General features: G+C 79.5%; 18 protein-coding genes. 14 read left to right on the top strand and 4 right to left on the bottom strand.

All coding sequences use genetic code 11. The annotated features are described in order from the left end of the window. Position 1: 1 nt before the first annotated feature. Both WDZ17_RS15025 and WDZ17_RS15030 read left to right on the top strand, forming a co-directional pair. On the top strand, positions 2-1,306 hold the full coding sequence (locus WDZ17_RS15025; RefSeq protein WP_339575990.1) for a DUF1501 domain-containing protein: 1,305 nt from the start codon (positions 2-4) through the stop codon (positions 1,304-1,306). 77 nt (positions 1,307-1,383) lie between these two features. Then, a complete protein-coding gene (locus tag WDZ17_RS15030; protein WP_339576006.1) occupies positions 1,384-2,694 on the top strand; it encodes a type I phosphomannose isomerase catalytic subunit in 1,311 nt (436 codons plus the stop codon). A gap of 99 nt (positions 2,695-2,793) precedes the next feature. On the opposite strand, the gene WDZ17_RS15035 is transcribed toward WDZ17_RS15030, so the two are convergent. After that, entirely contained in the window at positions 2,794-3,543 is a 750-nt protein-coding gene (locus WDZ17_RS15035; protein WP_339575991.1) for a TIGR03089 family protein, read from the bottom strand. Positions 3,544-4,030: 487 nt separating this feature from the next. Between WDZ17_RS15035 and WDZ17_RS15040 the strand changes: the two genes are divergently transcribed. Together WDZ17_RS15040 and WDZ17_RS15045 are read left to right on the top strand one after the other, a co-directional pair. After that, entirely contained in the window at positions 4,031-5,041 is a 1,011-nt protein-coding gene (locus WDZ17_RS15040) for a DNA-3-methyladenine glycosylase family protein (RefSeq protein ID WP_339575992.1), read from the top strand. 172 nt (positions 5,042-5,213) lie between these two features. After that, positions 5,214-5,444: a FitA-like ribbon-helix-helix domain-containing protein gene (locus WDZ17_RS15045; RefSeq protein ID WP_339575993.1), complete on the top strand. Its 231-nt coding sequence runs from the start codon at positions 5,214-5,216 to the stop codon at positions 5,442-5,444. A 469-nt stretch (positions 5,445-5,913) separates the two neighbouring features. Here WDZ17_RS15045 and cofE read toward each other — a convergent pair whose 3' ends face one another. Then, positions 5,914-7,143: a coenzyme F420-0:L-glutamate ligase gene (gene cofE, locus WDZ17_RS15050; RefSeq protein ID WP_339575994.1), complete on the bottom strand. Its 1,230-nt coding sequence runs from the start codon at positions 7,141-7,143 to the stop codon at positions 5,914-5,916. Then, the gene (gene cofD, locus WDZ17_RS15055; RefSeq protein WP_339575995.1) at positions 7,140-8,318 is read right to left on the bottom strand and encodes a 2-phospho-L-lactate transferase; all 1,179 of its coding nucleotides are present in this window, start codon (positions 8,316-8,318) and stop codon (positions 7,140-7,142) included. The genes cofE and cofD overlap by 4 nt, the downstream gene beginning before the upstream one ends. A gap of 448 nt (positions 8,319-8,766) precedes the next feature. Between cofD and WDZ17_RS15060 the strand changes: the two genes are divergently transcribed. The 3 genes from WDZ17_RS15060 (at position 8,767) to WDZ17_RS15070 (ending at position 14,445) form a co-directional block, all read left to right on the top strand. Further along, complete coding sequence (locus tag WDZ17_RS15060) at positions 8,767-9,030, top strand: WhiB family transcriptional regulator (RefSeq protein WP_339576007.1); 264 nt, start codon at positions 8,767-8,769, stop codon at positions 9,028-9,030. A gap of 88 nt (positions 9,031-9,118) precedes the next feature. Further along, positions 9,119-12,562 (top strand): glycosyltransferase, encoded by a 3,444-nt coding sequence (locus WDZ17_RS15065; RefSeq protein WP_339575996.1) that lies wholly within the window; start codon positions 9,119-9,121, stop codon positions 12,560-12,562. Positions 12,563-12,648: 86 nt separating this feature from the next. Further along, positions 12,649-14,445 (top strand): DUF5719 family protein, encoded by a 1,797-nt coding sequence (locus WDZ17_RS15070; protein ID WP_339575997.1) that lies wholly within the window; start codon positions 12,649-12,651, stop codon positions 14,443-14,445. Positions 14,446-14,687: 242 nt separating this feature from the next. Here WDZ17_RS15070 and WDZ17_RS15075 read toward each other — a convergent pair whose 3' ends face one another. Beyond that, the gene (locus tag WDZ17_RS15075) at positions 14,688-15,149 is read right to left on the bottom strand and encodes a metallopeptidase family protein (protein ID WP_339575998.1); all 462 of its coding nucleotides are present in this window, start codon (positions 15,147-15,149) and stop codon (positions 14,688-14,690) included. A gap of 232 nt (positions 15,150-15,381) precedes the next feature. Between WDZ17_RS15075 and WDZ17_RS15080 the strand changes: the two genes are divergently transcribed. The 7 genes from WDZ17_RS15080 (at position 15,382) to ahcY (ending at position 21,526) form a co-directional block, all read left to right on the top strand. Further along, complete coding sequence (locus WDZ17_RS15080; protein ID WP_422632000.1) at positions 15,382-15,744, top strand: DUF3499 domain-containing protein; 363 nt, start codon at positions 15,382-15,384, stop codon at positions 15,742-15,744. A gap of 186 nt (positions 15,745-15,930) precedes the next feature. Next, positions 15,931-16,206 (top strand): hypothetical protein, encoded by a 276-nt coding sequence (locus WDZ17_RS15085; protein WP_339576000.1) that lies wholly within the window; start codon positions 15,931-15,933, stop codon positions 16,204-16,206. 143 nt (positions 16,207-16,349) lie between these two features. Next, complete coding sequence (locus WDZ17_RS15090) at positions 16,350-17,879, top strand: phosphomannomutase/phosphoglucomutase (RefSeq protein WP_339576001.1); 1,530 nt, start codon at positions 16,350-16,352, stop codon at positions 17,877-17,879. Next, positions 17,876-18,148 (top strand): Trm112 family protein, encoded by a 273-nt coding sequence (locus WDZ17_RS15095; protein WP_339576002.1) that lies wholly within the window; start codon positions 17,876-17,878, stop codon positions 18,146-18,148. Before WDZ17_RS15090 ends, WDZ17_RS15095 begins: the two co-directional genes overlap by 4 nt. Continuing rightward, positions 18,141-19,292: an SIS domain-containing protein gene (locus WDZ17_RS15100; protein WP_339576003.1), complete on the top strand. Its 1,152-nt coding sequence runs from the start codon at positions 18,141-18,143 to the stop codon at positions 19,290-19,292. The genes WDZ17_RS15095 and WDZ17_RS15100 overlap by 8 nt, the downstream gene beginning before the upstream one ends. Before the next feature lie 269 nt (positions 19,293-19,561). Further along, entirely contained in the window at positions 19,562-19,825 is a 264-nt protein-coding gene (locus WDZ17_RS15105) for a hypothetical protein (RefSeq protein ID WP_339576004.1), read from the top strand. 159 nt (positions 19,826-19,984) lie between these two features. Further along, positions 19,985-21,526: an adenosylhomocysteinase gene (gene ahcY, locus WDZ17_RS15110; RefSeq protein ID WP_339576005.1), complete on the top strand. Its 1,542-nt coding sequence runs from the start codon at positions 19,985-19,987 to the stop codon at positions 21,524-21,526. The last annotated feature ends 190 nt before the right edge of the window (positions 21,527-21,716 follow it).

Consider the following 21,716-nt stretch of genomic DNA (forward strand, 5'->3'; position numbering starts at 1 on the left):
CATGCGCCCCCTGCTGCCCCGACCCCGCCGCTCGGCGCCGCCGCGCCCCGCCGCACCCGCCTGCGGCTGCGCCGAGGACCGCGCCGCCGGGCTCAGCCGGCGGTCCCTGCTCGCCGGCGCGCTCGCGGGCGGGCTCGCGCTCACCGTCGGCGACGCCTCGACGCAGGTGGCGCTCGCGGAGCCGGGGTACGACGGCGACGCGCTCGTCGTGCTGTCCCTGCGCGGCGGCCTCGACGGGCTGTCCGCCGTCGCACCGGTCGGGGACCCGTCCTACGCGGCGCTCCGGCCGCGCCTGGCCGTCCCGCCCTCGGTGGCCCACCGGCTCGACGGCGTCCTCGGGCTGCACCCCGCGCTCGGGCCGCTGATGCCGCTGTGGACGGCCGGGTCCCTCGCCGTCCTGCACGCCGTCGGGATGGCGCAGGCGAACCGCTCGCACTTCTCCGCCATGGAGGAGATGGAGCGCGCCGCGCCCGGGACGACCCTGCGCACCGGCTGGCTGGACCGGATGGTCGGGGGCACGGGGGCGGGCTCGGTCTTCGCCGCCGTCCAGGCCGGCGGCTCCCGCGCCGCGGCCAGCCTGCGGGGGCCGACCCCCGAGCTCGCCTTCGGCAGCCTCGCGGGGCTGAGGCTCCGCGCGGGCGCCGACGGGGAGGAGCCGCGGCGCGCCGCCGCCCTGCGCGCGCTGCACGCCGGTGCGCCGGCCGCGCTCGCCGCCCCGGCGACGACGGCCCTGGACGCCGTGGCGCGCACGGGCGCCCTGCTCGCGGCGCGGCCGACACCGCCGGTCGCCTACCCCGCGTCCGACCTCGGCCGCTCGCTGCGCGACGTCGCGACGCTCGTGCGCGGCGGCGCGGGCGTCCGGGCCGCCGCCGTCGACGTCGGGGACTGGGACATGCACGTCGGGATGGGCTCGCCGACCGACCCCACGGGGTGGATGCACCGCAAGCTCACCGACCTCGCCCTCTCGCTCGTCGCCTTCGCGGCCGACCTCGGGCCGTCCCTGGACCGCGTCGTGCTCGTCACGCTGTCGGAGTTCGGGCGCACCGCCGACGAGAACGGCTCGGGCGGCACCGACCACGGGTACGGCAACGCCGTCCTCGTGCTCGGCGGCGGGGTCGTGGGCGGCCGGGTGCACGGCCGGTGGCCGGGCCTCGCGCCGGCCGACCGGGTGGGCGGGGACCTCGCGGTGACGACGGACTACCGGTCGTTGCTCGCCGAGGCGCTCGTGGCGCGGTGCGGCCTGTCACCGGCGACGGCGTTCCCCGGTGCGGTGACGCCGACCTCCGGGGTGTTCCGGAAGCGCTGAGACCCGTCGGTCGCGTGCCGGGCGCGGCGCCGGGAGCTCCGTCGGCACGGCTGGCTAGCCTCGCCGCCGTGGAGCTGATGACGGGTGTCGTCCGGGACTACGCGTGGGGGTCGCGCACGGCGCTGCCGGCGCTGCTCGGCCTCCCCGCCGACGGCGGCCCCCAGGCCGAGCTGTGGCTCGGCGCCCACCCGGGCGCCCCCGCGCGCGCGGGCGACGAGCCGCTGGACGCGCTCGTGGCCCGCGACGCCGCGGGCGTGCTGGGCCCCCGCGTGCGCGGGCGGTTCGGGGACCGGCTGCCGTACCTGCTCAAGGCGCTCGCCGCCGACGCGCCGCTGTCGCTCCAGGTGCACCCGAGCGAGGAGCAGGCGCGCGCGGGCTTCGCCCGCGAGGACGAGGCCGGGCTCGCGGTCGACGCCCCGGACCGCAGCTACAAGGACCCCCACCACAAGCCCGAGATGCTCGTCGCGCTCACGCCCTTCGAGGCGCTCTGCGGCTTCCGTGAGCCGCACGTCGCGGTCGCGGCGCTGCGCCGTCTGCACGTGCCCGAGGCCGCGCACCTCGTCGAGCTCCTGTCAGGCCCCGACGCGGAGACGTCGTTGCGAGATGCCCTGTCGTACCTGCTGTCCGGCTCCGAGGAGGTCGCGGCGCTCGTCGAGGCCGTCGCGGCGGCGTGCGCCGACGAGCCCCTGGACGAGCCCGACCCGGACGACGACCCGGACGACGACGCGGGCTGGGCGCCGGAGGCGTCAGCCCCGGGCGGGGCGGGCGCTGCGTCCGTCCGCGGCGGAGAGGGCCTCGCCGGGGACGAGAGGCCGCCGGAGGACGTCGAGGCGGGCGCGGGCGACCCGGACCGCCGCACGGTCGCCGAGCTCTCCGCCCACCACCCGGGAGACCCCGGCGTGCTCGTCGCGCTCCTGCTGCACCGGGTGCGCCTGGAGCCGGGCGAGGCGGTGTGGCTGCCCGCGGGGAACGTCCACGCGTACCTGTCCGGCGTCGGCGTGGAGCTCATGGCGGCCTCGGACAACGTCCTGCGCGGCGGCCTGACCACCAAGCACGTCGACGTCGCCGAGCTCCAGCGGGTCGTCGACACCCGGCCCCTGCCCGTCCCGCAGGTGCAGCCGCGGACGCCCGCCGAGGGCGTGCAGGTCTGGCGGCCGGGTCCCGACGAGCTCGAGCTCTGGTGCCTGCGGCCGACCGGGGACGACGCCCTGGGCGGGCCGGCGGACGGCCCCCGCGTGGTGCTGTGCTCGACGGGCGAGGTGGACCTGCGGACGTCGTCCGGCGCGCTTCACCTGGCCCGGGGCGGGGCCGCGCTCGTCCGCGACGACGACGGCCCGCTGCGGGTCACGGGCGAGGGCACTGCCTGGGTCGCCGCCGTCCCCGCCTGAGCGCCGGGCACCCGTGGACGAGAGGCCGGCCGGCGAGAGGTCGGCGGGCGAGTGCCGGGCGGACGACGGGCGGGCGGACGACGGGCGGGCGGACGGGCGTCAGGCCCGGGCGGTCGCCTGCTCCTGGCGTGCGAGGTCGTCGAGGTCGGCGCCGGCGTCCACCGCCACCATGACGACCGAGCCGTCGCGGTGCAGCGCGCCGAGCACGAGGTCGGGCGGGAGGTCGTCGGCCAGGCCGAGGACGCGCTCGCCGGGGCGGTAGCCGCTGATGCCGGCGAGGTCGTCGGCGAGCTCGAGCACGCGGCGGTCCTGGACCTGCTCGTCCGCGTCGAAGACGTCGTCGCGCCCGGTGACCTCGGCGTTGTAGTCGAGCGCGCCGGACGGCGCGCCCTCGACCGCGCGCGACAGGGCGGGCAGGTCCACGGCCACGACGCGGCCCGCGGGGCCGACCGGGCCGTCGGCCGTCGTCACGAGCACGGCCGGCGGCTGGGGCTCGAGGTCGTCGAGCATCTCGCCCTCGTCGCCGTCCCACGACGGTTCGGCCCCGGCGGACCAGGTCGCCAGCGCGAGGACGAGCGTCCGCCACGACGGCGGCAGGGCCAGCTGGACGACGTCGCCGGGCTCGACGTCGCACTCGTGCACCAGCAGGTCGGCGGACTTGGCGACCCAGTTCGCGAGCACCCGCGCCGACAGCTCGACGCGCTCGCCGCCGGCGCCGTACCAGGTGACCCGCGGGCGTCCAGGGTCCGCCTCGGACAGCGCGTCGAGCAGGGTCGGGACGTCACGCGCCCGCGCCACCCCGGGGGGGACGTCGGCGGTCGACGGGTCGTCGCGCGGGGGCTGGGGCACGGCCTGCTCCTGGTGGTCGGCGGGGCTGGCGGTCGGCGGCGTCGGCGGGGTCGGCGGGGCCGGACGAGAGGGCGGACTCGGTGGCCGGCGCCCGCCGTCGCGCGGGGGGACGACGGCGACGTCGGCGACCCTACGGCCGGGCCGCCGCTGCCCCTGCGCCCGGGCCGCCGACAGCCACCGCGGGCCACCGCGAGCGCCCGGTGCCCGAGGTCGCCCACCGCGAGGCCACCGCGCCTCGACGCGGCCCGGACCGACGCCACCCGACCTCCTGACCGTCCTCCGACACCCACCCTTCCTCGCACTTCGACGACATGACGTCGTCTCCGGGGCCTCGTGGCGACGTCATGTCGTCGAAGTGCGAGGAAGGGCGCGGGAGGGGGACAGGGGGAGGGCGCGGAGAGGCCGGGGCCGGGGCGGTAGAGCGCCGTGCCAGGAGCCGCGCCGGCGTGGCGCCCGAGGTGTCGGGGGTGGCCCGCACACTGGCCCGGTGCCTCTCGACACGCAGCCCGCGACGGCCCCGGGGACCGTCGTCGCGCGCCGTGCGCCGGACGCGGTGCTCGAGCGTTCCTGGCGCCCGGGCCGGGAGCTGGACGTCGCGGCCGTCCTGGCGCCGCTGCGCCGGGGGGCCGGGGACCCGGCCGTCCGCCGGGTCGGCGCCGACCACTGGTGGGCGACGCGGACGCCCGTGGGCACCGGCCTGCTCCACCTGAGCCCCTGCCCCCGCGACGGCGCGGTCCGCGCCCGGGCGTGGGGGGACGGCGCCGAGCACCTCCTCGACGGCGTGCCCGTGCTGCTCGGCGACGGCGACGTCGACGAGGGGTTCGTGCCGAGGTCCCACCACGCGCGGCTCGTCGACGCCCACCGCCGCCACCGCGGGTGGCGGGTGCTGCGCACCCGCGCCGTCCTCGAGGCCACCGCCGGGGCGGCGGTCGAGCAGGTCGTCACGGGCGTCGAGGCCCACCGCGGCTGGCGCCGCCTCCTGCAGCGCTTCGGCGACGCGGCGCCCGGTGCCCCGTCCGCACCGGGCGGGCCGGCGGAGGGGATGCGCGTGCCGCCGTCGGCGGCGGCCTGGCGCGCCGTCCCCAGCTGGGAGTGGCTCCAGGCGGGCGTCGAGCAGCGCCGAAGCCGCGTCGTCCAGACCGCGGCACGGGCGGCCGACGGGCTCGAGCGGACGCTCCTGCTGCCGCCCGAGCGCGTCGAGGCGGCCCTGCGCAGCCTGCCCGGCGTCGGCGTGTGGACGGCCGCGGAGGTGCGCCAGCGCGCCCACGGCGACCCCGACGCCTTCTCCTTCGCGGACTACCACGTGGCGAAGGACGTCACGTGGGCGCTCACCGGCGAGGTGCTCGACGACGACGCGTGCGCCGAGCTCCTTGAGCCCTACCGCGGGCACCGCTACCGCGTGCAGCGGCTGCTCGCGATGTCGGGCGCCCGACGGCCCCGCCGCGGGCCGCGCATGACGCTGCCGACGCACACCCCGGCGACGTCGTCCGGGCGCTGAGCCCTCCTCCGCCGGCTCTGTCTCCGCCGGCTCCGGACGCCGGCCCGGACGAAGTGCCCGCCGCCGGGGCGACGGGCAGGGGGGCCGCCCCCGCGGTGCCGTCCTCGTCGCTCGCCCGCCGCACCCGGAGCAACCCTTCTCCGGGCGGCAGTGGTAGCGCTACCGTCGAGGGATGACCGCGGTCCACGTCCGCGACGTCCCCGAGCCCGTCGTGGCGGCCCTGCGGGAGAGGGCCGCTCGGCATGGCCGGTCCCTGCAGCAGGAGATCCGGCAGGTGCTGGCGGCTGCAGCGGCGGAGCGACTCCCGGGCGAGGTCCCCGAGCCGGCCCGCCTGGTCACCGTGCGAGCCGGGTCGAGGACGACCTGGCGACGGGAGCACGTGTACGACGACGCCGGCCGTTGACCGGGTCCTCCTGGACACGGACGTGCTCCTCGCGGCGACCGACGAGGACCGGGACGACCACGCGGCGGCCGTGGACCTGCTGGACGAGTGACCCGCCGCCGGGACGACCCTCCGCACGAGCGGACAGGTGCTTCGCGGGTACCTCGGGGTGGCCACCCGACCCGCCGATGCCAACGGCCTCGGCCTGCCTCGCGAGGACGCCGTCCGCGACGTCCGGGTCCTGCGCGGACGGCTCCGCCTGCTCGCGGAGGACGCCAGGGTCAGCGACCGCCTGCCTCGAGCTCCGGGCTGCCACGGGGTGCGCCGGCCGGCAGGTCCACGACGCGAACCTCCTCGCGACCGTGCTCGTGCACGGCGTCGGCGCCGTCGTGACGATGAGCACCGGCGACGTCACCAGGTGGGCAGGCAGGGTGCGGGTGCTGGCGCTGCCGTCGTAGCAGTCGCTCTCGTCCGCCGGGGCCGTCGACCGTCAGGTCGAGGGTCGGGCGTCCGGAGTCGTCGTCGAGCCGTCGGGCTCCAGGACGACCCGGAGGACGTCGCCCGTCGGCGCCGGCCCGGAGCCGTGGGCTCCTCCGGGCGTGCGGTCGACCCGCGCCGCCACCCCCTCCGCCCACAGGGCTATCCGGACCCGCTCGGCGAGCGCGCCCACCGCCAGCGCCGTGCCCTCGACGAGGACGGCGTCGCCGTCCTCGGCCCGCTCGGCGGTGGCGTCCGGGGGCGCTCCCGGCCCGGTCGCCACGGCGAGCGCCCGACGGAGCCGGGCGGCCACGGGGTCGGCCGTCGGGTCCAGCGGCGGGGGCTCGACCGCCCCCGGCGGCGACCCAAGCGCGGCGCGGACGGCCTCGACGTGGCCGTAGGCGAACCAGTCGCCCGCGCCCGTACGCACGCACCCGGCCGCCCCGGCCCCGTCCGGACCGCCGACGAGGCCGTGACCGACCTGACCTCGGTCTCGAGCTGAGGTGGAGGGTTCGACGACGGGGAGGCCGCGCACGAGCGCCACGGGCGTCCCGGCGCCCTTGCCCTTGACGAGGTCGCCGAGCGCGGCGACCTCGTCGGCGACGGCGCGGACGGTGACCTCCAGCGGGCGTCCGAAGCGGTCGACCTCGCCGCGGACGTCGTCGAGCGCCAGCACCCCGGCCGCGCCGAGGGCGACGTCGGCGACGCCGACGCGCCACGGGCGCCCCGTCGTGTCCGAGACGACCACGCCGGGGGAGCGGCCGGTGAGCTCGGCGACGCGCGCGCGCAGCCGGCGGGCCGAGGCGTCGGGGTCCGCCGGCAGCAGCAGCACCGTGCCGGGCTCCACGTCCGAGGCGTCGACGCCGGCCGCGGCGAGGACGGGGCCGCTGCGGGACTCGACGACCCGCGTCGTGGCGCCGCCCGGCATCGTCCGCTCGGCCACGACCCGCACCGTCTGCGCGTCGACGGCGGCGGCCCGCCCGCGGGCCCGCACGGTGCGTCCCTCCGCCTTCGCGACGACCTTGCTGGCGACGACGAGCACGTCGTCGTCGCGCAGGGCCAGCCCCGCCCGGGCGACCGCGTCCACGAGCAGGGCGCCGAGGTCGTGCCCCGCGCGGACCTCGGGGACGCCGGGCAGGGCCACCGCCCGCACGGTGAAGCCGTCGACCGGGAGCGGCGGGGGCCGGCGGTCCGGGCGCACCTGCGGTGCGGCGCCGTCGGGGCCCGGCTCGGAGGGGCTCACGCGACCAGCGCCGCGTGCGCGGCCGGGACCGACGCCGTGCGCCTCGACCTGAGGTCGAGGGTCCGGACCCGCTCCGCCAGGTCGAGGGACGCCCGGGCGATGCGGGCCGCGTCGGCGGGCGTGGTCATGAGGAGCGGCTCGGCGCGGACGAGCGGGCCGCCGTCCCCCGCGCCCCCGTCTCCCGCGCCCCCGTCTCCCGCGCCCCCGGCCGCCGGCGCGTCGGCCGGGTCCACGAGCCAGCCGTCGAGGACGTCGGCGTAGAGCTCCGCCACGGCGGCCGCGGTGGTGGGGACGCCGAGCGCGCGCAGGCACGCGTCCGCCATCCCGCGCACGGGGGCGCCGCCGACGACGGGGGAGACCCCGACCACGGGCGCCGCCGTCGCCCGCAGCGCCGCGCGGACGCCCGGCACGGCCAGCACCGCGCCGAGGGAGACGACGGGGTTGCTCGGCGGCAGCAGGACGACGTCGGCCCCCGTCAGCGCCTCGACGACGCCGGGCGCGGGCGTCGCGGCGCCGGCCCCCGCGACGGCGATCCGGCGAGCGGGCGGGCGGGCGTGGTGGCGCACCCACCACTCCTGGAAGTGCAGCGCCCGCTCCCCGGGGCCGGCGAGGCCCGCGGCCAGCGGGGACCGGACCGAGGCGCCGTCCGGCTCGACGTCCGCGGCGTCGACGACGACGTGGGTCTCGACCCGGTCGTCCGTCATCGGCAGCAGCCGCACCCCGGGCGACCAGCGGCGGCAGAGCAGCTCGGTCGCCGCCGTCAGCGTCCCGCCGTCCGCGAGCACCCGGCTGCGCACGACGTGGGTGGCGAGGTCGAGGTCCCCGAGCGTGAACCAGTCCGGCGGCGTCCCCGCGGCGGCGAGGTAGCGGCCGAGCTCGCCGGCGACGGCGGAGGACTCGCCCGCCCTGCCCCACCCGCGCTCGTCGTCCGAGCCCCCGCCGAGCGTGTACATGACGCTGTCGAGGTCCGGGCACACGCGCAGGCCGTGGAGGGTGACGTCGTCCGCGGTGTTGCCGACGACCACGACCTCGTCCACCGGGTCGGGGTCCACCGTCTCGGGGTCCACCGCCCCCGGACCCCGGGTGGACGTCCGGGCGGGCTGGGCGAGCGCGGCCAGCAGGCCGCGCAGGAAGCGCGCCCCGCCGACCCCGCCCGAGAGGGCTGCGATCCGCATGGGCCCATCCTGCTGCCCTCGGCGGCGGGCGGACGCCGGGTCGGCCGCAGACCCGGGCGCCCCGCCGCGGCGTCGGGCGGGACGCCACCGTGCGTGACGTCCCACTACCGGGTGTCCTGATCGGTCGCTCGGTCTCCTACACCGGACGGGCTTGACGAGGCGCGCACGACACGCGTGTAATTCCGTCACGGCCGCGCTCCACCGGCCGGGCAGGGAACCCGGGGGCCCAGTGCGCCCGAGGTCCGACGCACGTCTGAGGAGGGGGCCCTCCGTGCCCGAGACGCACGCACCGCACCGCACCGCCGAGGACCTCCTCGAGCGCCGGGCGACCGAGCTCGACGTCGTCGTCGGCCCCTGGCCCGCGGCGGCCGCCGACGAGGGCGTGCTCGACGAGCGCGAGGGCGGGCGGCGCGGCGGCTCCCGCACGACGCAGGAGCGCCCCTCCGGCCTGCTGGGCGAGCTCGCCGGGCTGGCCGACGAGGGCGACGACGGTCTCCTCGGGTGGCAGGAGCGCGCCCTGTGCGCCCAGACCGACCCGGAGGCCTTCTTCCCCGAGAAGGGCGGCTCGACCCGCGAGGCCAAGCGTGTCTGCGTCTCCTGCGACGTCCGCGCCGAGTGCCTGGAGTACGCCCTGCTCAACGACGAGCGCTTCGGCATCTGGGGCGGGCTGTCCGAGCGCGAGCGCCGCAAGCTCAAGAAGCGGGCGGGCTGACCCCCGGCGCCGACGCCCCGGGCGACCCGCCGCACCCGGGTCGCGTCCGGGACCGAGCACCGTCCCCCCTCCCGTACGGTTGATCGCCGTGCCCGCACCGTCCGAGACCGCGCCCGGGGACCCGCCGGCCGACGCCGGGGCGTCCCGCGCCGGTTCCGCCCGAGCGTCGGGGGGTTCCGGCGCCCCGGGGCCGGGCGTCACCGTCACGGTGCTGCTGCTGGTCACGGACACGGCCGAGCACGCGCCCGGACGGCTCCGCGAGGTGCTCGCCGCGCTGCGGTCGCAGACCCGGAGGCCCGACGTCGTCAACGTGGTCGCCTCGGGGACCTCCCGGGCCTGCCTGGACGTCCTGCGCGAGCACGACCTCGAGCCCTACCTCCGCCGTCGCTCCACGCCCGCGGAGCTCGTCCGCGTGCTGCCCGGGGCGCCGCCCTCGGGCCGGCGCCGACCGCGGGGGGCCGACGGGCGCCACCGGCGCACGGGCTCGACCCGTGACCCCGCGCCCACGCCCTCGCCCGACGCCCCCGTGCCGTGGCTGTGGCTGCTCACCGACGACGTCGTCGCCGCGCCGGACGCGCTGGAGCGCCTGCTGGCGGCCGTGGAGCTGCGGCCCGGCGTCGCGGTCGCGGGGCCCAAGGTCCGCGACCGGGACGTCCGCGGCCGGCTGCTCCAGGTGGGCTTCACGACGAGCCGCCGGGGGACGGCCCTGACCCGGGTCGGCGCCGACGAGCTCGACCAGGGGCAGGCGGACGGCCGCGAGGACGTCCTGGCCGTCGCCGGCGCGGGCATGCTCGTGCGCCGCGACGTGCTCGACGAGGTCGGGGGCTTCGACCCGTCGCTCCCGCTCGACGGTGCCGACCTCGACCTCTGCCGCCGCGTGCGGATGGCCGGGCACCGCGTCGTCGTCGTGCCCCCCGCCGTCGTCGAGCGGCCCGGCCGACGGGCCGAGCTCGTGGGCGGAGGAGCGGCGGCGTCCGCGTACACCCGGCTGGTGTCCGCCTCGCCCCTCGGCCTGCCCTTCGCCCTCGTGGGCGTCCTCGTCGCGGGGCTGCTGCGGGCGCTGTGGCGCGTCCTGGTGAAGGACCCGGGGCACGCCCCCGCCGAGCTGGGGCGGGTCGTGGGCGTGGTGCTGCGACCGGACCGGGTCGTGGCGGCCCGCCGCCGCGCCGCGGCCGCGTCCGTGCGCGGGCGCTCGGCGCTGCGCCCCCTGCTCGCCACGCGCGCCGAGGTGCTGCGCCACCACCGGGACCGCTGGTCGCTGCGGCGCGCCGCCCAGGACGCCGACGCGCAGGACGCGGAGGCGCAGGACGCCGCCGCCGCGCGCGCCGAGGTCGAGCGGCGGCCGCAGGCACCGGGCGGGCTGCCGCCGCGGCGCGACCCGCTGGCGGCTCTCGTCCTCGCCGCGGTGCTCCTCGTCGTCGCGGTGCTCGCCCTGCGCCGCGTCCTCGGTGCCGGCGTGCTGCAGGCGCCGGCGCTGCCACCGCCGCCGGCGGGCGCCGGCGAGCTGTGGCGCGCCGCGCGCTCCTCCTGGTCGACGGCGGCGACCGGCTCGCCCACCCCGGCGGACCCGCTCGTCGCCGCGCTGGGCGCGCTCTCGGGGGTGCTCGCCGGCAGCCCCGGGGTCGCCGTCGTGCTGCTGCTCCTGCTGGCCGTCCCCGCCGCGGCGGCCTCGGCCTGGTGGGCCTGCGGCGCCCTCGCCCGCGGCCGGCTGGTCCGCCTGACCGCAGCCCTGGTGTGGGCCGGCGGCGCGCCGCTGCTCGTCGGCGTGACCACCGGTCGCCTCGGACCGGTCGTCGCGCACGCCGCGCTGCCCTGGCTGGCGCGCTGCCTGCTGTCGGGCGCCCGGGCCCGGTCGGCGCGACGTGCCTGGGCCGTCACGGGCACGACGGCGCTCGCGCTCGTCGCCGTCGGCGTGGGCGCCCCCGTCCTGCTGGTGCCCGCGGTCCTCGCGCTCGTCGTCGTCGCCGTCTCGGCGCGCCGGCGCCTGCCGCTGCTGCTGGCGCTCGTCCCGGTCGCCGCCGTCGTCGGACCCTGGGCGGTCGCCCTCGTGCGCCGGGCGACGGCGGGAGCGGGCGGGCTCGACCAGGCCCTCGGTGCGCTGCTCGGCGGGCCGGTGCCGCCGGTCGTGACCGGCGCGGCGCCCGGGTGGCAGCAGGCGCTCGGCGCGCCCGTCGACGCGCGGGCGACGGCGACCGCCGTCCTCGGCCTGCCCGCGGGGTGGCCGGCGTGGCTGCTCGAGGCCCTGCCGCTCGCGAGCGCCGCCGCGGTCGCCGTGCTCGCCCTCGTCGCGGCGGTGCTGCGGCCGCGGGCGGCGTGGGGCTGGCTGCTCGTCGTGGCCGGCACGGGCCTCGCCGTCGCCGCGGGGCAGGTGGGCACCGGGGTGGCCGAGGCCGGCGGGGGAGCGGTCGTGGCCGCCGCCTGGCCGGGGGCCGGCACGAGCCTCGCCCTGCTCGGGCTGCTCGTCGCCGCGGTGCCGCTGCTCGCGGGCCCGCTGGGCGCGACCGGCCCCCGGCGCCCCGCGCGCGACCGGCCCCGGCCGCGCGCGGCCCGGCTGACCGCCGCCGCCGTGGTCGTCGTCCTCGCCGCCGCGACCACCGGCGCCTGGGCGCTGGCCCAGACGGGCACGACGAGCGAGGAGGCCGCCGCCGCCGGGCTGCTCGCGCGCGGGCAGGGCCCGCAGCTGCCCGAGGTCGCCGCCGCCGGCGCGCAGGACGACCAGGGGCTGCGCACGCTCGTGCTCCGCCCGCCGGCGCTCGCCGGCGCCGACGACGCGCCCGAGGGCGCCGCAGACCGGGCGAGCGAGCCGGTGGACGAGCCACCGGCGGTGACCGCGACGCTGGCCCGCGGCGGCGTGGACCTGTCCGGCACGGCCTCCCTCGTGGCCGCGGCCTCCGCGGCGCCCGGCGAGCAGCCCTCGGACGCCTCGGCCGAGCCCGTCGCCGCGGCCGCCGCGGCGCTCGTCGCGACGGACCCGGACGCGCGGGCCGCGCTGACCGCCCTCGGTGCCGGCTTCGTCGTCCTCCTGCCGCCCGACGGCGCCGCGAGCGCGGCGGGGACCGACGCCGCGTCCGCCGTGGACGCGGTCGCGGGTCTCGAGCGGGCCGCCGAGGTGGACGGCGCGGTGCTCTGGCGCGTCGCCGCCGGGGACGGCACGACCGACGTGGGCGCCCTGCGCGTGCTGTCGGCCGACGGGGCACCCACGGACGTCGTCGACGCCTCGGCGCTGCGCCGGTCGGCGCCGCTGCCCGACGGCGCGCAGGGGAGGGTCCTCGTCCTCGCCGAGCAGGCCGACGCGGGCTGGTCGGCCACGCTCGACGGCGAGGCGCTGCGGCCGGTGGACGTACCCGCCGGGGCCGCGGGGGAGGCGGGGTGGGCGCAGGCCTTCGCGCTGCCGGCGGACGGCGGCCGGCTGGCCGTCCGCCACGACGGCGGGTGGAGCTCCGCCGCCGGGCCGTGGCCGTGGGTCGCCGGCGTCGGGCTGCTGCTGGCCCTGCTGCTGGCCGTGCCGCTGCCGGGCCGGAGGACGGCGTGAGGCCCCGACGCGGCCGCAGGGGCGAGCACCCGCAGGAGGCCGCCGCGGCGACGGCGGGCACGACGAGACCGGCAGGAGGAGGGCCCGTGGCCGACGGCGGCACCAGCACCCCGACCGGTCCGGTCGGGGGCGCCGGCCGGGGGCCCACCGGGGGGTGGACGCCCACGGCGCCGACCGGTGGCCGGTCGGGCGAGGGCCCGGCCCGCGCCCACGCCCCCGCGGGCGCCCACCCCACCGGTGGGCCGGACGACCCGCGTCCCCCGGGCCTGCGCCACGGGCCGAGAGCCTTCGCGGCGCTCGCGTCCCTCCTGCTCGTCGCGGCGACGGCGGCGGTCGCCGTCGCGTCGGCCGCCCTGGACGACGACGCGCCGGCCGCGGTGCCCGCTGGGGCCGGCGTCGTCGAGGTCGGCACCGAGCCGGGGGCCTCGCTGCTCGGCTGCGCCGGCGGACCCGTCCCGCTGGCCGTGCCGGAGGGCACCGACGAGGACTTCGCGGTCGTGCAGAGCCCGACCGACCGCCGGCTCGAGGTCGTCGCCGTCGGCGCCGAGGGACCGCTGCGGCTCGCCGGCCCCGCGCTCGCCGGGTCGGCCACGACGACCGGTGCCGACGAGGTCGCCGCGGCCGAGGTGGCGCCCACGGACGGCGTCGCGGTCACCGGCGGGGCCTCGGGCTCGGGTGGTGCCGCGACCGCGTCGGTGACGGGGCCGGCGGGGGAGGCCGCGCCGTCGCTGTCCGCCCTGTCCACGGCGCTCACCGCGGACGGCGACCTGCGGGGCCTCGCGGCGTCCTCGTGCGCCGCGCCGAGCTCGGACGCCTGGCTCGTCGGGGGGTCGACGGCCGAGGGGGACAGCACCCGCGTGGTCCTGGTCAACCCCGGTGCCACGTCGGCGGAGGTCTCGCTCGAGGTGCTCACTCCCGACGGGCTGCAGCAGCCGCCGGCGGGCGAGGGGCTCGTCGTGCCCCCCGGCCAGCGCTCCGAGGTGCTCCTCGAGGGGCTCGTGCCGGGCGCCGAGACCCTCGCCGTCCACGTGAGCAGCGACGGCGGCGCGGTGGCCCCCTCGCTCGTCGTCACGCGCCTGGCCGGGCTGGTGCCCCGCGGCGTCGAGGTCGTCACCCCGGCGGCCGCCCCGGCGACCGAGCAGGTGGTGCCCGGCGTCGCGACCGCGGGGTCCAGCACCGCGGTGCTGCGGCTGGCCGCGCCCGGCGGGGAGCCGGCGACGGCGCAGGTCGACGTGCTCGCCGACGCCGCCGGCTCCGCGGCCGCCGGGGCCCTGTCGACGTCGGTGGCGGTGCCCGGGGGGCAGGCCGTCGACGTGCCCCTCGGCGGTGTCCCCGCCGGCTCGGCCGGCGTCGCCGTCAGCGCGGGCCAGCCCGTCGTCGCGGCCGTCGTCGTGCAGCGGACGGAGGGCGCCGACGCCGCCGGTCCGGCCGACCTGGCCGTCGCCCCCGCGACCGAGGTCCTGGCGCCCGGTGCGGGCCTCGCGCTGCCGGCCGGGGACGCCGGGCTCGCCGCGCAGGTGCTCCTCACGAACGCGGGCGACGCCGAGGCGACGGCCTCCGTCGTGGGGGTGGCCGCCGACGGCGGCCGGTCGCCGGCCCGGCCCGTCGTCGTGGCCCCGCGGTCCACGACCACCCTGGACCCGGCGCAGCTCGGCGAGGGCCTCGTCGGCCTCGTCGTCGAGGGCGTGGAGGCCGCGACGCCCGAGGGGGCGGACGGCGACGCCGACGCCGAGGAGGGCTCGGCCGGGCCCGCGCTGCACGCCGCTCTCGTCCTGTCCGCGAGCGCCCCGGCCGGGGCGCTCGCCGTCGTCCCGCCGTCCTCGGTGCCCGCCTCGGCGGGCAGCACCCCCGTCCTCGTCGCCCCGCCCGGCCGGTGGCCCTGACCGACGGCGGCGACCCGGACCGGTGACCCGGGAGCAGAGACCCGGAGCAGAGACCCGGAGCAGAGACCCGGAGCAGAGACCCGGAGCAGAGACCCGGAGCAGAGACCCGGAGCAGAGACCCGGAGCAGAGACCCGGAGCAGAGACCCGGAGCAGAGACCCGGAGCAGAGACCCGGACCGGTGACCCGGGGGTGACGCCGACGCGCGGCGCGCCGCCGGTCGGGCCGGTGGTCCCGCGGGCGGTCAGTCGTCCCGGTAGTGCGGGTCCAGCCGCTCGGGCTCGGTGCCCAGCGCGTGGGCGACCTGCTCGACGACGACCTGGTGCACGAGGTCCTCGAGGTCCCCGGGCTCGGCCGCGCGGGTCTCGACCGGCCGCCGGTAGACGACGACGCGGGCCGGGGCCCCACGCTCCGCGGGCGCGAACCGGCCCAGGGGCACCGCCTCGTCGGTCGGGGAGGGCTCGCCGGGCGGGACGTCCTCCACCGCGAACTCGATCTGGGACAGCGGCCGGTCGAGGACCTCCTCGACGTCCTCGACGGCGTCGAGGACGAGGTCGTCGAAGCGCTCGCCCCGCGTCCGCGCGGCCGGCAGCGCCGCCGGCAGCAGCGGGCCGCGCAGGCCCCGGCCGTGGCGGTCCCGCCGGCGCCGGGCCCGGGCGGCGGCGGGTGACCGCCGGGAGGGGGCGTCGGACGCGCTGTCGGGCACGGCGGCAGGCTACGACGCGCGGCGTGGGACCGCGGCGTCGTCGGTGGCGGCGGGTAGCGTCGCCGCCCGTGACGTCGACCCGCCCCGCGCCCCGCGCCCGACCTGCCGGCGGGCGCGCGTGAGCGCGTCGGCCGGGACGGACGGGCAGGGCTCCACCGGGCCGGGCTCCACCGGGCCGGGGCTGCGCCCGGGGGCGCGCCGCTGCTGCCGCAGCGCGTGCCGGCACCCCGCCGTGGCGACCCTGACCTACGTGTACGCGGACTCGACGGCCGTGCTCGGCCCGCTGGCCGCCACGCCGGAGCCGCACACCTACGACCTGTGCGCCCCGCACGCCGAGCGCCTCACGGCCCCCCGGGGGTGGGAGGTCGTCCGCCTCGCCCCCGACGTCTCCGCGCAGCGGCGCAGCGACGACGACCTGCTCGCGCTCGCGGACGCCGTCCGGGACGCCGGTCGCCCCCGTCCCGGGCACGACGCGCCGCAGCGCCCGTCGTCCCGGGAGGCGGGACCGCCGGAGGGGCCGGGGGGAGCGCACGAGGTCTCCCGCCGCGGGCACCTGCGGATGCTGCGCGACGCCGGGGGGCGTCCGCAGGCGTGAGACCTGCCGGGTCGGCCGAGCCCCGGACCGCGCCCTCCTGCGGCACGTCCGCCCCGGTCGCGCCCGTGGGGACCGACCCCGCTGCTCCGGACGGGTGAGTGGCTCAAGCGCGGGCGGCCCCGGGCCCGATGCAGGGCAGGTCACGCCGCACCCGCTGCGGCCCCGGACCTAGTCGAGGAGCCCTCCGTGCCCAGCACCCGCGTCGCCTCCGTCCCCCGCCAGCGCACCCGTCGTCCCGCCCCGGCCGTGCCGCTCGGGTCGCTCACGCAGGTCGCGCCGTCCGAGGTCGCCGGCTGCCCCTCCTGCGAGGCGCCCCGGGTCACGCGCCTCGCGATGACGCTCACGGACGGCACCCCGGCCGTCTTCACCTCCTGCAGCCGCTGCGACCACCGCGGCTGGGAGGCCGAGGGGAGCCTGCTCTCCATCGACGACGTCCTCGCCCGCACCCGCCGGCCCGTCTGACCCCGGTCCGCCGGCCGCCTCCGCGCGGCCGACGGCTGCCGGGCCACGAGGGCCACGAGGCCCCCGAGGGCCGACGTGGCGGGCTCACCCGTCCGGCCCGAGCCCGGCCCGCCGTCGGGCCCGCCCCGGTAGCCTCCGGCGACGTGAGCAGCCCCGGCGCCGACCTGTCCGCGATCGTCAAGGCCTACGACGTGCGTGGCGTCGTCCCCGACCAGTGGGACGAGCGGGTCGCGCGGGCGCTGGGCGCGGCCGTCGCCGACGTGCTCGTGCTGGAGCCGGCGCACCCCGCCGGCGGCGCGGAGGGCGGCTCCCCGACCCGGGGCGGCGCCCGGCGCCTCGTCGTGGGCCACGACATGCGGCCCAGCTCACCCGGTCTCGTCGACGCCTTCGCCGCCGGCGCCCAGGACCGCGGGGCCGACGTCGTCGTCGTCGGGCTCTGCTCGACCGACGGCCTCTACTACGCCAGCGGCGTGCTCGACGCCCCCGGCGCGATGTTCACGGCGAGCCACAACCCCGCGCAGTACAACGGCATCAAGCTCTGCCGACCGGGCGCGCGCCCGGTCAGCCTCGACACCGGTCTCGGGGCCGTGCGCGACCACGCGGCCGCCTCGCTCGCCGGACCGGGGCACGAGGTCGTCGACTCCCGGGGCTCGCGCACCGACGAGGACCTGCTGCGCGGGTACGGCGAGCACCTGCGCCGGCTCGTGGACCTGTCCGGCTCGCGGCCGCTGCGGGTCGTCGTCGACGCCGGCAACGGCATGGCAGGGCTCACCGTCCCCGCCGTCCTCGGCGAGGCCGCCGGGTTGCCCGCGCTGCCGCTCGACGTCCGGCCGCTGTACTTCGAGCTCGACGGCACCTTCCCCAACCACGAGGCCAACCCGCTGGAGCCCGCGAACCTCGTGGACCTGCAGCGCGCCGTGGTCGCGCAGGGCGCGGACGTCGGCCTCGCCTTCGACGGCGACGCCGACCGCTGCTTCGTCGTCGACGAGCGCGGCGAGGCCGTCAGCCCCAGCGCCGTCACCGCGCTCGTGGCGCTGCGGGAGATCGCCCGCGAGCGGGCCGAGCACCCCGACGCGCCCGTCACCGTCATCCACAACCTCATCACCTCGGCCGTCGTCCCCGAGCTCGTGGAGGCCGCGGGCGCCACCGCCGTCCGCACGCGGGTCGGGCACTCCTACATCAAGGAGGAGATGGCGCGCACCGGGGCCGTCTTCGGCGGGGAGCACTCGGCGCACTACTACTTCGCCGCCTTCTGGGGGGCCGACACCGGCATGCTCGCCGCGATGCACGTGCTCGCCGCGCTCGGCGCCGCCGACGTCCCGCTCTCCGACCTCGTCGCCGACTACGCCCCCTACGCGGCGAGCGGCGAGGTCAACTCGACCGTCCGCGACGTGCCCGCGGCGGTCGAGCGCGTCCGGGGCGTCGTCACCGCCCGCGGCGCCGGTCTCGACGAGCTCGACGGGATGACGGTCACCGCGCCGGTGGGCACGGGCGACGAGGCCGAGGGGACCGGGGAGGGGGCGGGCCCCGGCCCGGGCGGACGCGCGTGGTGGTTCAACCTGCGCGCCAGCAACACCGAGCCGCTGCTGCGGCTCAACGTCGAGGCGGTGGACGTCGCCACGATGGAGCGCGTCCGCGACGAGGTCCTCGCGCTCGTGCGGGACGACGCGTGAGCGCCGCGAGGGGTGGTGCCCGGGGCACCTCCCCGGGTCCCGCCGGCACCCGCCCGGCCGAGCCGCCGGCCTGGCTGCGCGAGGTGCTCCGCTGCCCCGCCACGGGGGGCGTGCTGGAGGACCGCCGCGACGAGGGCGGGCGTCTGGTCGGGCTGCTCAGCGCGCAGGCGGACCCGCCGCTGCTGTACCCCGTCGTCGACGGCGTGCCCGTGCTGCTCGTCGACGAGGCGGTCCCGCAGACGCCCGGGGCGGGCGCACGAGGTGCCTGACCTCGACGAGGGGCTGCTGGACGACGCCGACCGGCTGGCGGCGGCGGACCCGTCGGCCGTGCTGCGGGCCCTCGCCGGCGCGGGCGCCCAGGTCCGTCGGGCGCTGGAGCTCGTGGGCGAGAGCCGCGCCGCCCGGTGGGACGCGGACGACCGCCCGCGCGCCGTCGTCGTCGCCGCGCGCGGCGGCTCGACGGCCGTCGCGGGCGCCCTCGAGGCGCTCGCCGGGCAGCGGGCCGCCGTCCCGGTCGTCGCCCGCACCGGGTCGGTGCTGCCCGCCTGGGTGGGCGCCCTCGACCTCGTGGTGGCGGTGTCCCTCTCGGGGCGCGCCGAGGCGACGGTCGCCCTCGTCGCCGAGGCGGGGCGCCGCGGCGCCCGGCTCCTCACCGTCGGCGCCGCGGGGTCGCCGCTGGAGGCGGCCTGTGCGCTCGGCCGCGGCGTGCACGTCCCGCTGCCCGAGCCCGGTCGCGAGGCGACCTCCGCGCCGACCTCGCGCACCGCCCTGTGGTCGCTGCTGACGCCCGCGCTGTGCGTGACCTCGGCCCTCGGGGTCCTCGCCCCGCTGGGGGAGCAGGGGCCGCAGGAGGCGCTGGAGGAGGTCGCCGCCGCGCTCGACGACGAGGCCGACGCCTGCCGCCCGTCCTCGGAGGCCTTCGTCAACCCGGCCAAGGCGCTCGCCCTGGACCTCGCCGACGACGTGCCCGTCGTGCTCGGCGACGGGGACCTCGCCGGGGTGGCGGCCCGGCGCGCCGCCTCGGTGCTGGCGCGCACGGCGCGGCTGCCCGCCGTGCACGGCCGGCTGCCCGACGACGCCGGGGACCTCGTGGCCACCTTCGGCGGCCCCTTCGCCGCGGCCGCCGAGGACGAGCTGTTCGACGACCCCTTCCTCGACGGCCCCGCCCGCAGCCGCCTGCGGCTGGTGCTCCTGCGGGAGACGACGTCCGGCCCCTCCTCCGCGGTGCTGCGGCTCGCCGAGCGCTCGGGGGTCCGCACGAGCGACGTCGTCGCCGAGGACGGCGGCCCGCTCGCCCGCTTCGCCCGCCTCGTCGCCCGCACCGACTTCGCGGCCTCCTACCTCGCGCTCGCCACGGGCCTGGACCCGGCGACGTCTCCGCACGTGGCCGAGCTGCGGGACCTCCTCGGCTGAGCGACCTCCCGGGCCTCGGGACGACGGCGCACCGTCGGGGTCGAGCGACTCTCCCGGCCCCCCGGACGAGGTCCCGCCGGGGCCGGGGCCCGGGCGCGACCACCGCGACGCGCCGTGTCGTGGACCGGCGTGCGCACCACGCCGAGGCATGGTCCACCATGTGCGCCATGCGACGGCGCATCACCCGATCGGGCTACCTCGCTGCTCCGGGCGGCGGACTCCCCGTGGTCACCCCTGCGGCAGCCGCGGACGGCTGCCGATGGGGCCTCATGTCCTCGAGCGACCTCAGCACGCCCCTCGCCCCCTCGGGTGTCGTCCCGCCGCCGGCGCAGGTGCGTCCGCGCCACGACGACCTGGTGGACGGCGGCCTCGGCCGCGGCCCCCTCGCGCCCGTGCACGCCGCGGGCAGGGCCGACGACGGCGACACCGGACGCGGCACGCCGCTGCAGGCGCTCGCCGGCTGGGGCGCGGCGCTCGTCGTCGGCGCCGCGTGCTGGGCCGGCGCCCTCGCCGTCGTCACGCGCCTCGTCTGAGCCGCCGCCACGCGCGAGGTCGGCGCACCGGCGTCACGGGGCGCCCCGGGCCGGTGCGGCGCCGTCCGGCGTAGCCTGGGTGCGCCCGGCGTCGGTGGTGACCGAGGCCCGCGAGGGGTCGCGCCGGGGGACCTGACCCCCATGCTGCGAGGACCTCCCGTGACCCTGACCGCACCCGCCCAGCCCGGCACCACCGCTCCCACCGGCTCGACCGCCCCGGCGGACCTCCCCGAGGCCGTCGTCGGCGGCGGCGTCGAGCACCTCGTCGCCGACCTCGGGCTCGCCGAGGCCGGTCGCCACCAGATCCGCCTGGCCGAGCACGAGATGCCCGGCCTGATGGCCCTGCGCGAGGAGATGGGCCCGGCGCAGCCCCTCGCCGGCGCCCGCATCACCGGCTCGCTGCACATGACGGTGCAGACGGCCGTGCTCATCGAGACCCTCACGGCGCTCGGCGCCCAGGTCCGGTGGGCCAGCTGCAACATCTTCTCGACCCAGGACGAGGCGGCCGCGGCCGTCGTCGTCGGCGCGGGCACGCCGGAGGCCCCGGCCGGGGTCCCGGTGTTCGCGTGGAAGGGCGAGACCCTCGCCGAGTACTGGTGGTGCACCGACCGCGCGCTCGACTGGACGCGCGAGGGGTCCGACGGGCCGAACATGCTCCTCGACGACGGCGGGGACGCCACGCTGCTCGTCCACGACGGCGTCGCGGCCGAGGCGGCCGGCGAGGTGGCCGGGGCGGAGACGGCCGAGAACGCCGAGCACGCCGTCGTCCTGGAGACCCTGCGCCGCAGCCTCGCCGCCGACGGGCAGCGGTTCACGCGGCTCGCCGAGGGGCTCAAGGGCGTCACCGAGGAGACGACGACGGGCGTGCACCGGCTCGTGGAGATGTCCCGTGACTCCCGGCTGCTCTTCCCGGCGATCAACGTCAACGACTCGGTCACCAAGTCGAAGTTCGACAACACCTACGGCTGCCGCCACAGCCTCGTCGACGGCCTCAACCGGGCGACGGACATCCTCATCGGCGGCAAGGTCGCGGTGGTCTGCGGCTACGGCGACGTCGGCAAGGGCTGCGCGGAGTCGCTGCGCGGGCAGGGCGCGCGGGTCGTCGTCACCGAGGTCGACCCGATCTGCGCGCTGCAGGCGGCGATGGAGGGCTACCAGGTCACGACGCTCGACGAGATGCTCCCCGTCGCCGACATCGTCGTGACGACGACGGGCTGCAAGGACGTCGTCACCGCGGCGCAGATGCAGCGGCTGAAGGACAAGGCCGTCGTCGCGAACATCGGGCACTTCGACAACGAGATCGACATGGCCGGCCTCGCCCGGGTCGAGGGCGTCGTCCGCACCGAGATCAAGCCGCAGGTGCACGAGTGGGTCTTCCCGGCGTCCGGCGACGCCGCCGAGCACAGCATCATCGTGCTCTCCGAGGGCCGGCTCATGAACCTCGGCAACGCGACGGGCCACCCGTCGTTCGTCATGAGCTGCTCGTTCTCCAACCAGGTCATCGCGCAGGTGGAGCTCTTCACCCGCACCGAGGAGTACGGGACGGGCGTGCACGTCCTGCCCAAGCACCTCGACGAGAAGGTCGCCCGGCTGCACCTCGGCGCCCTCGGCGTCCGGCTCACCGAGCTGAGCGACGGCCAGGCGTCCTACCTCGGCGTCCCGGTCGAGGGCCCGTACAAGCCCGAGGCCTACCGCTACTGACGCGCCACCCGACCGACGCCGACGGGCGGTCGCCCCCCGGGGGGCGGCCGCCCGTCGTCGTCCCGCCGTCCACCGCGTCCCTCGACGACGTCTCGCGCGCGATTGGCTTCCTGAGGAGCACTTCGACGACTTCTCGCGCGAAAATGGGGCTCTTCGTACCTGCGGTGGGGGCGGTGACGACACGCCGGGC

The organism is Pseudokineococcus basanitobsidens (assembly GCF_037482545.1).
GTDB lineage: Bacteria > Actinomycetota > Actinomycetes > Actinomycetales > Quadrisphaeraceae > Pseudokineococcus > Pseudokineococcus basanitobsidens.

Coding starts and splice junctions, on each gene's coding strand:
- WDZ17_RS15025 (WP_339575990.1), top strand. CDS start 2: ATGCGCCCCCTGCTGCCCCGACCCCGCCGCTCGGCGCCGCCGCGCCCC.
- WDZ17_RS15030 (WP_339576006.1), top strand. CDS start 1,384: ATGACGGGTGTCGTCCGGGACTACGCGTGGGGGTCGCGCACGGCGCTG.
- WDZ17_RS15045 (WP_339575993.1), top strand. CDS start 5,214: ATGACCGCGGTCCACGTCCGCGACGTCCCCGAGCCCGTCGTGGCGGCC.
- cofD (WP_339575995.1), bottom strand. CDS start 8,318: ATGCGGATCGCAGCCCTCTCGGGCGGGGTCGGCGGGGCGCGCTTCCTG.
- WDZ17_RS15105 (WP_339576004.1), top strand. CDS start 19,562: ATGTCCTCGAGCGACCTCAGCACGCCCCTCGCCCCCTCGGGTGTCGTC.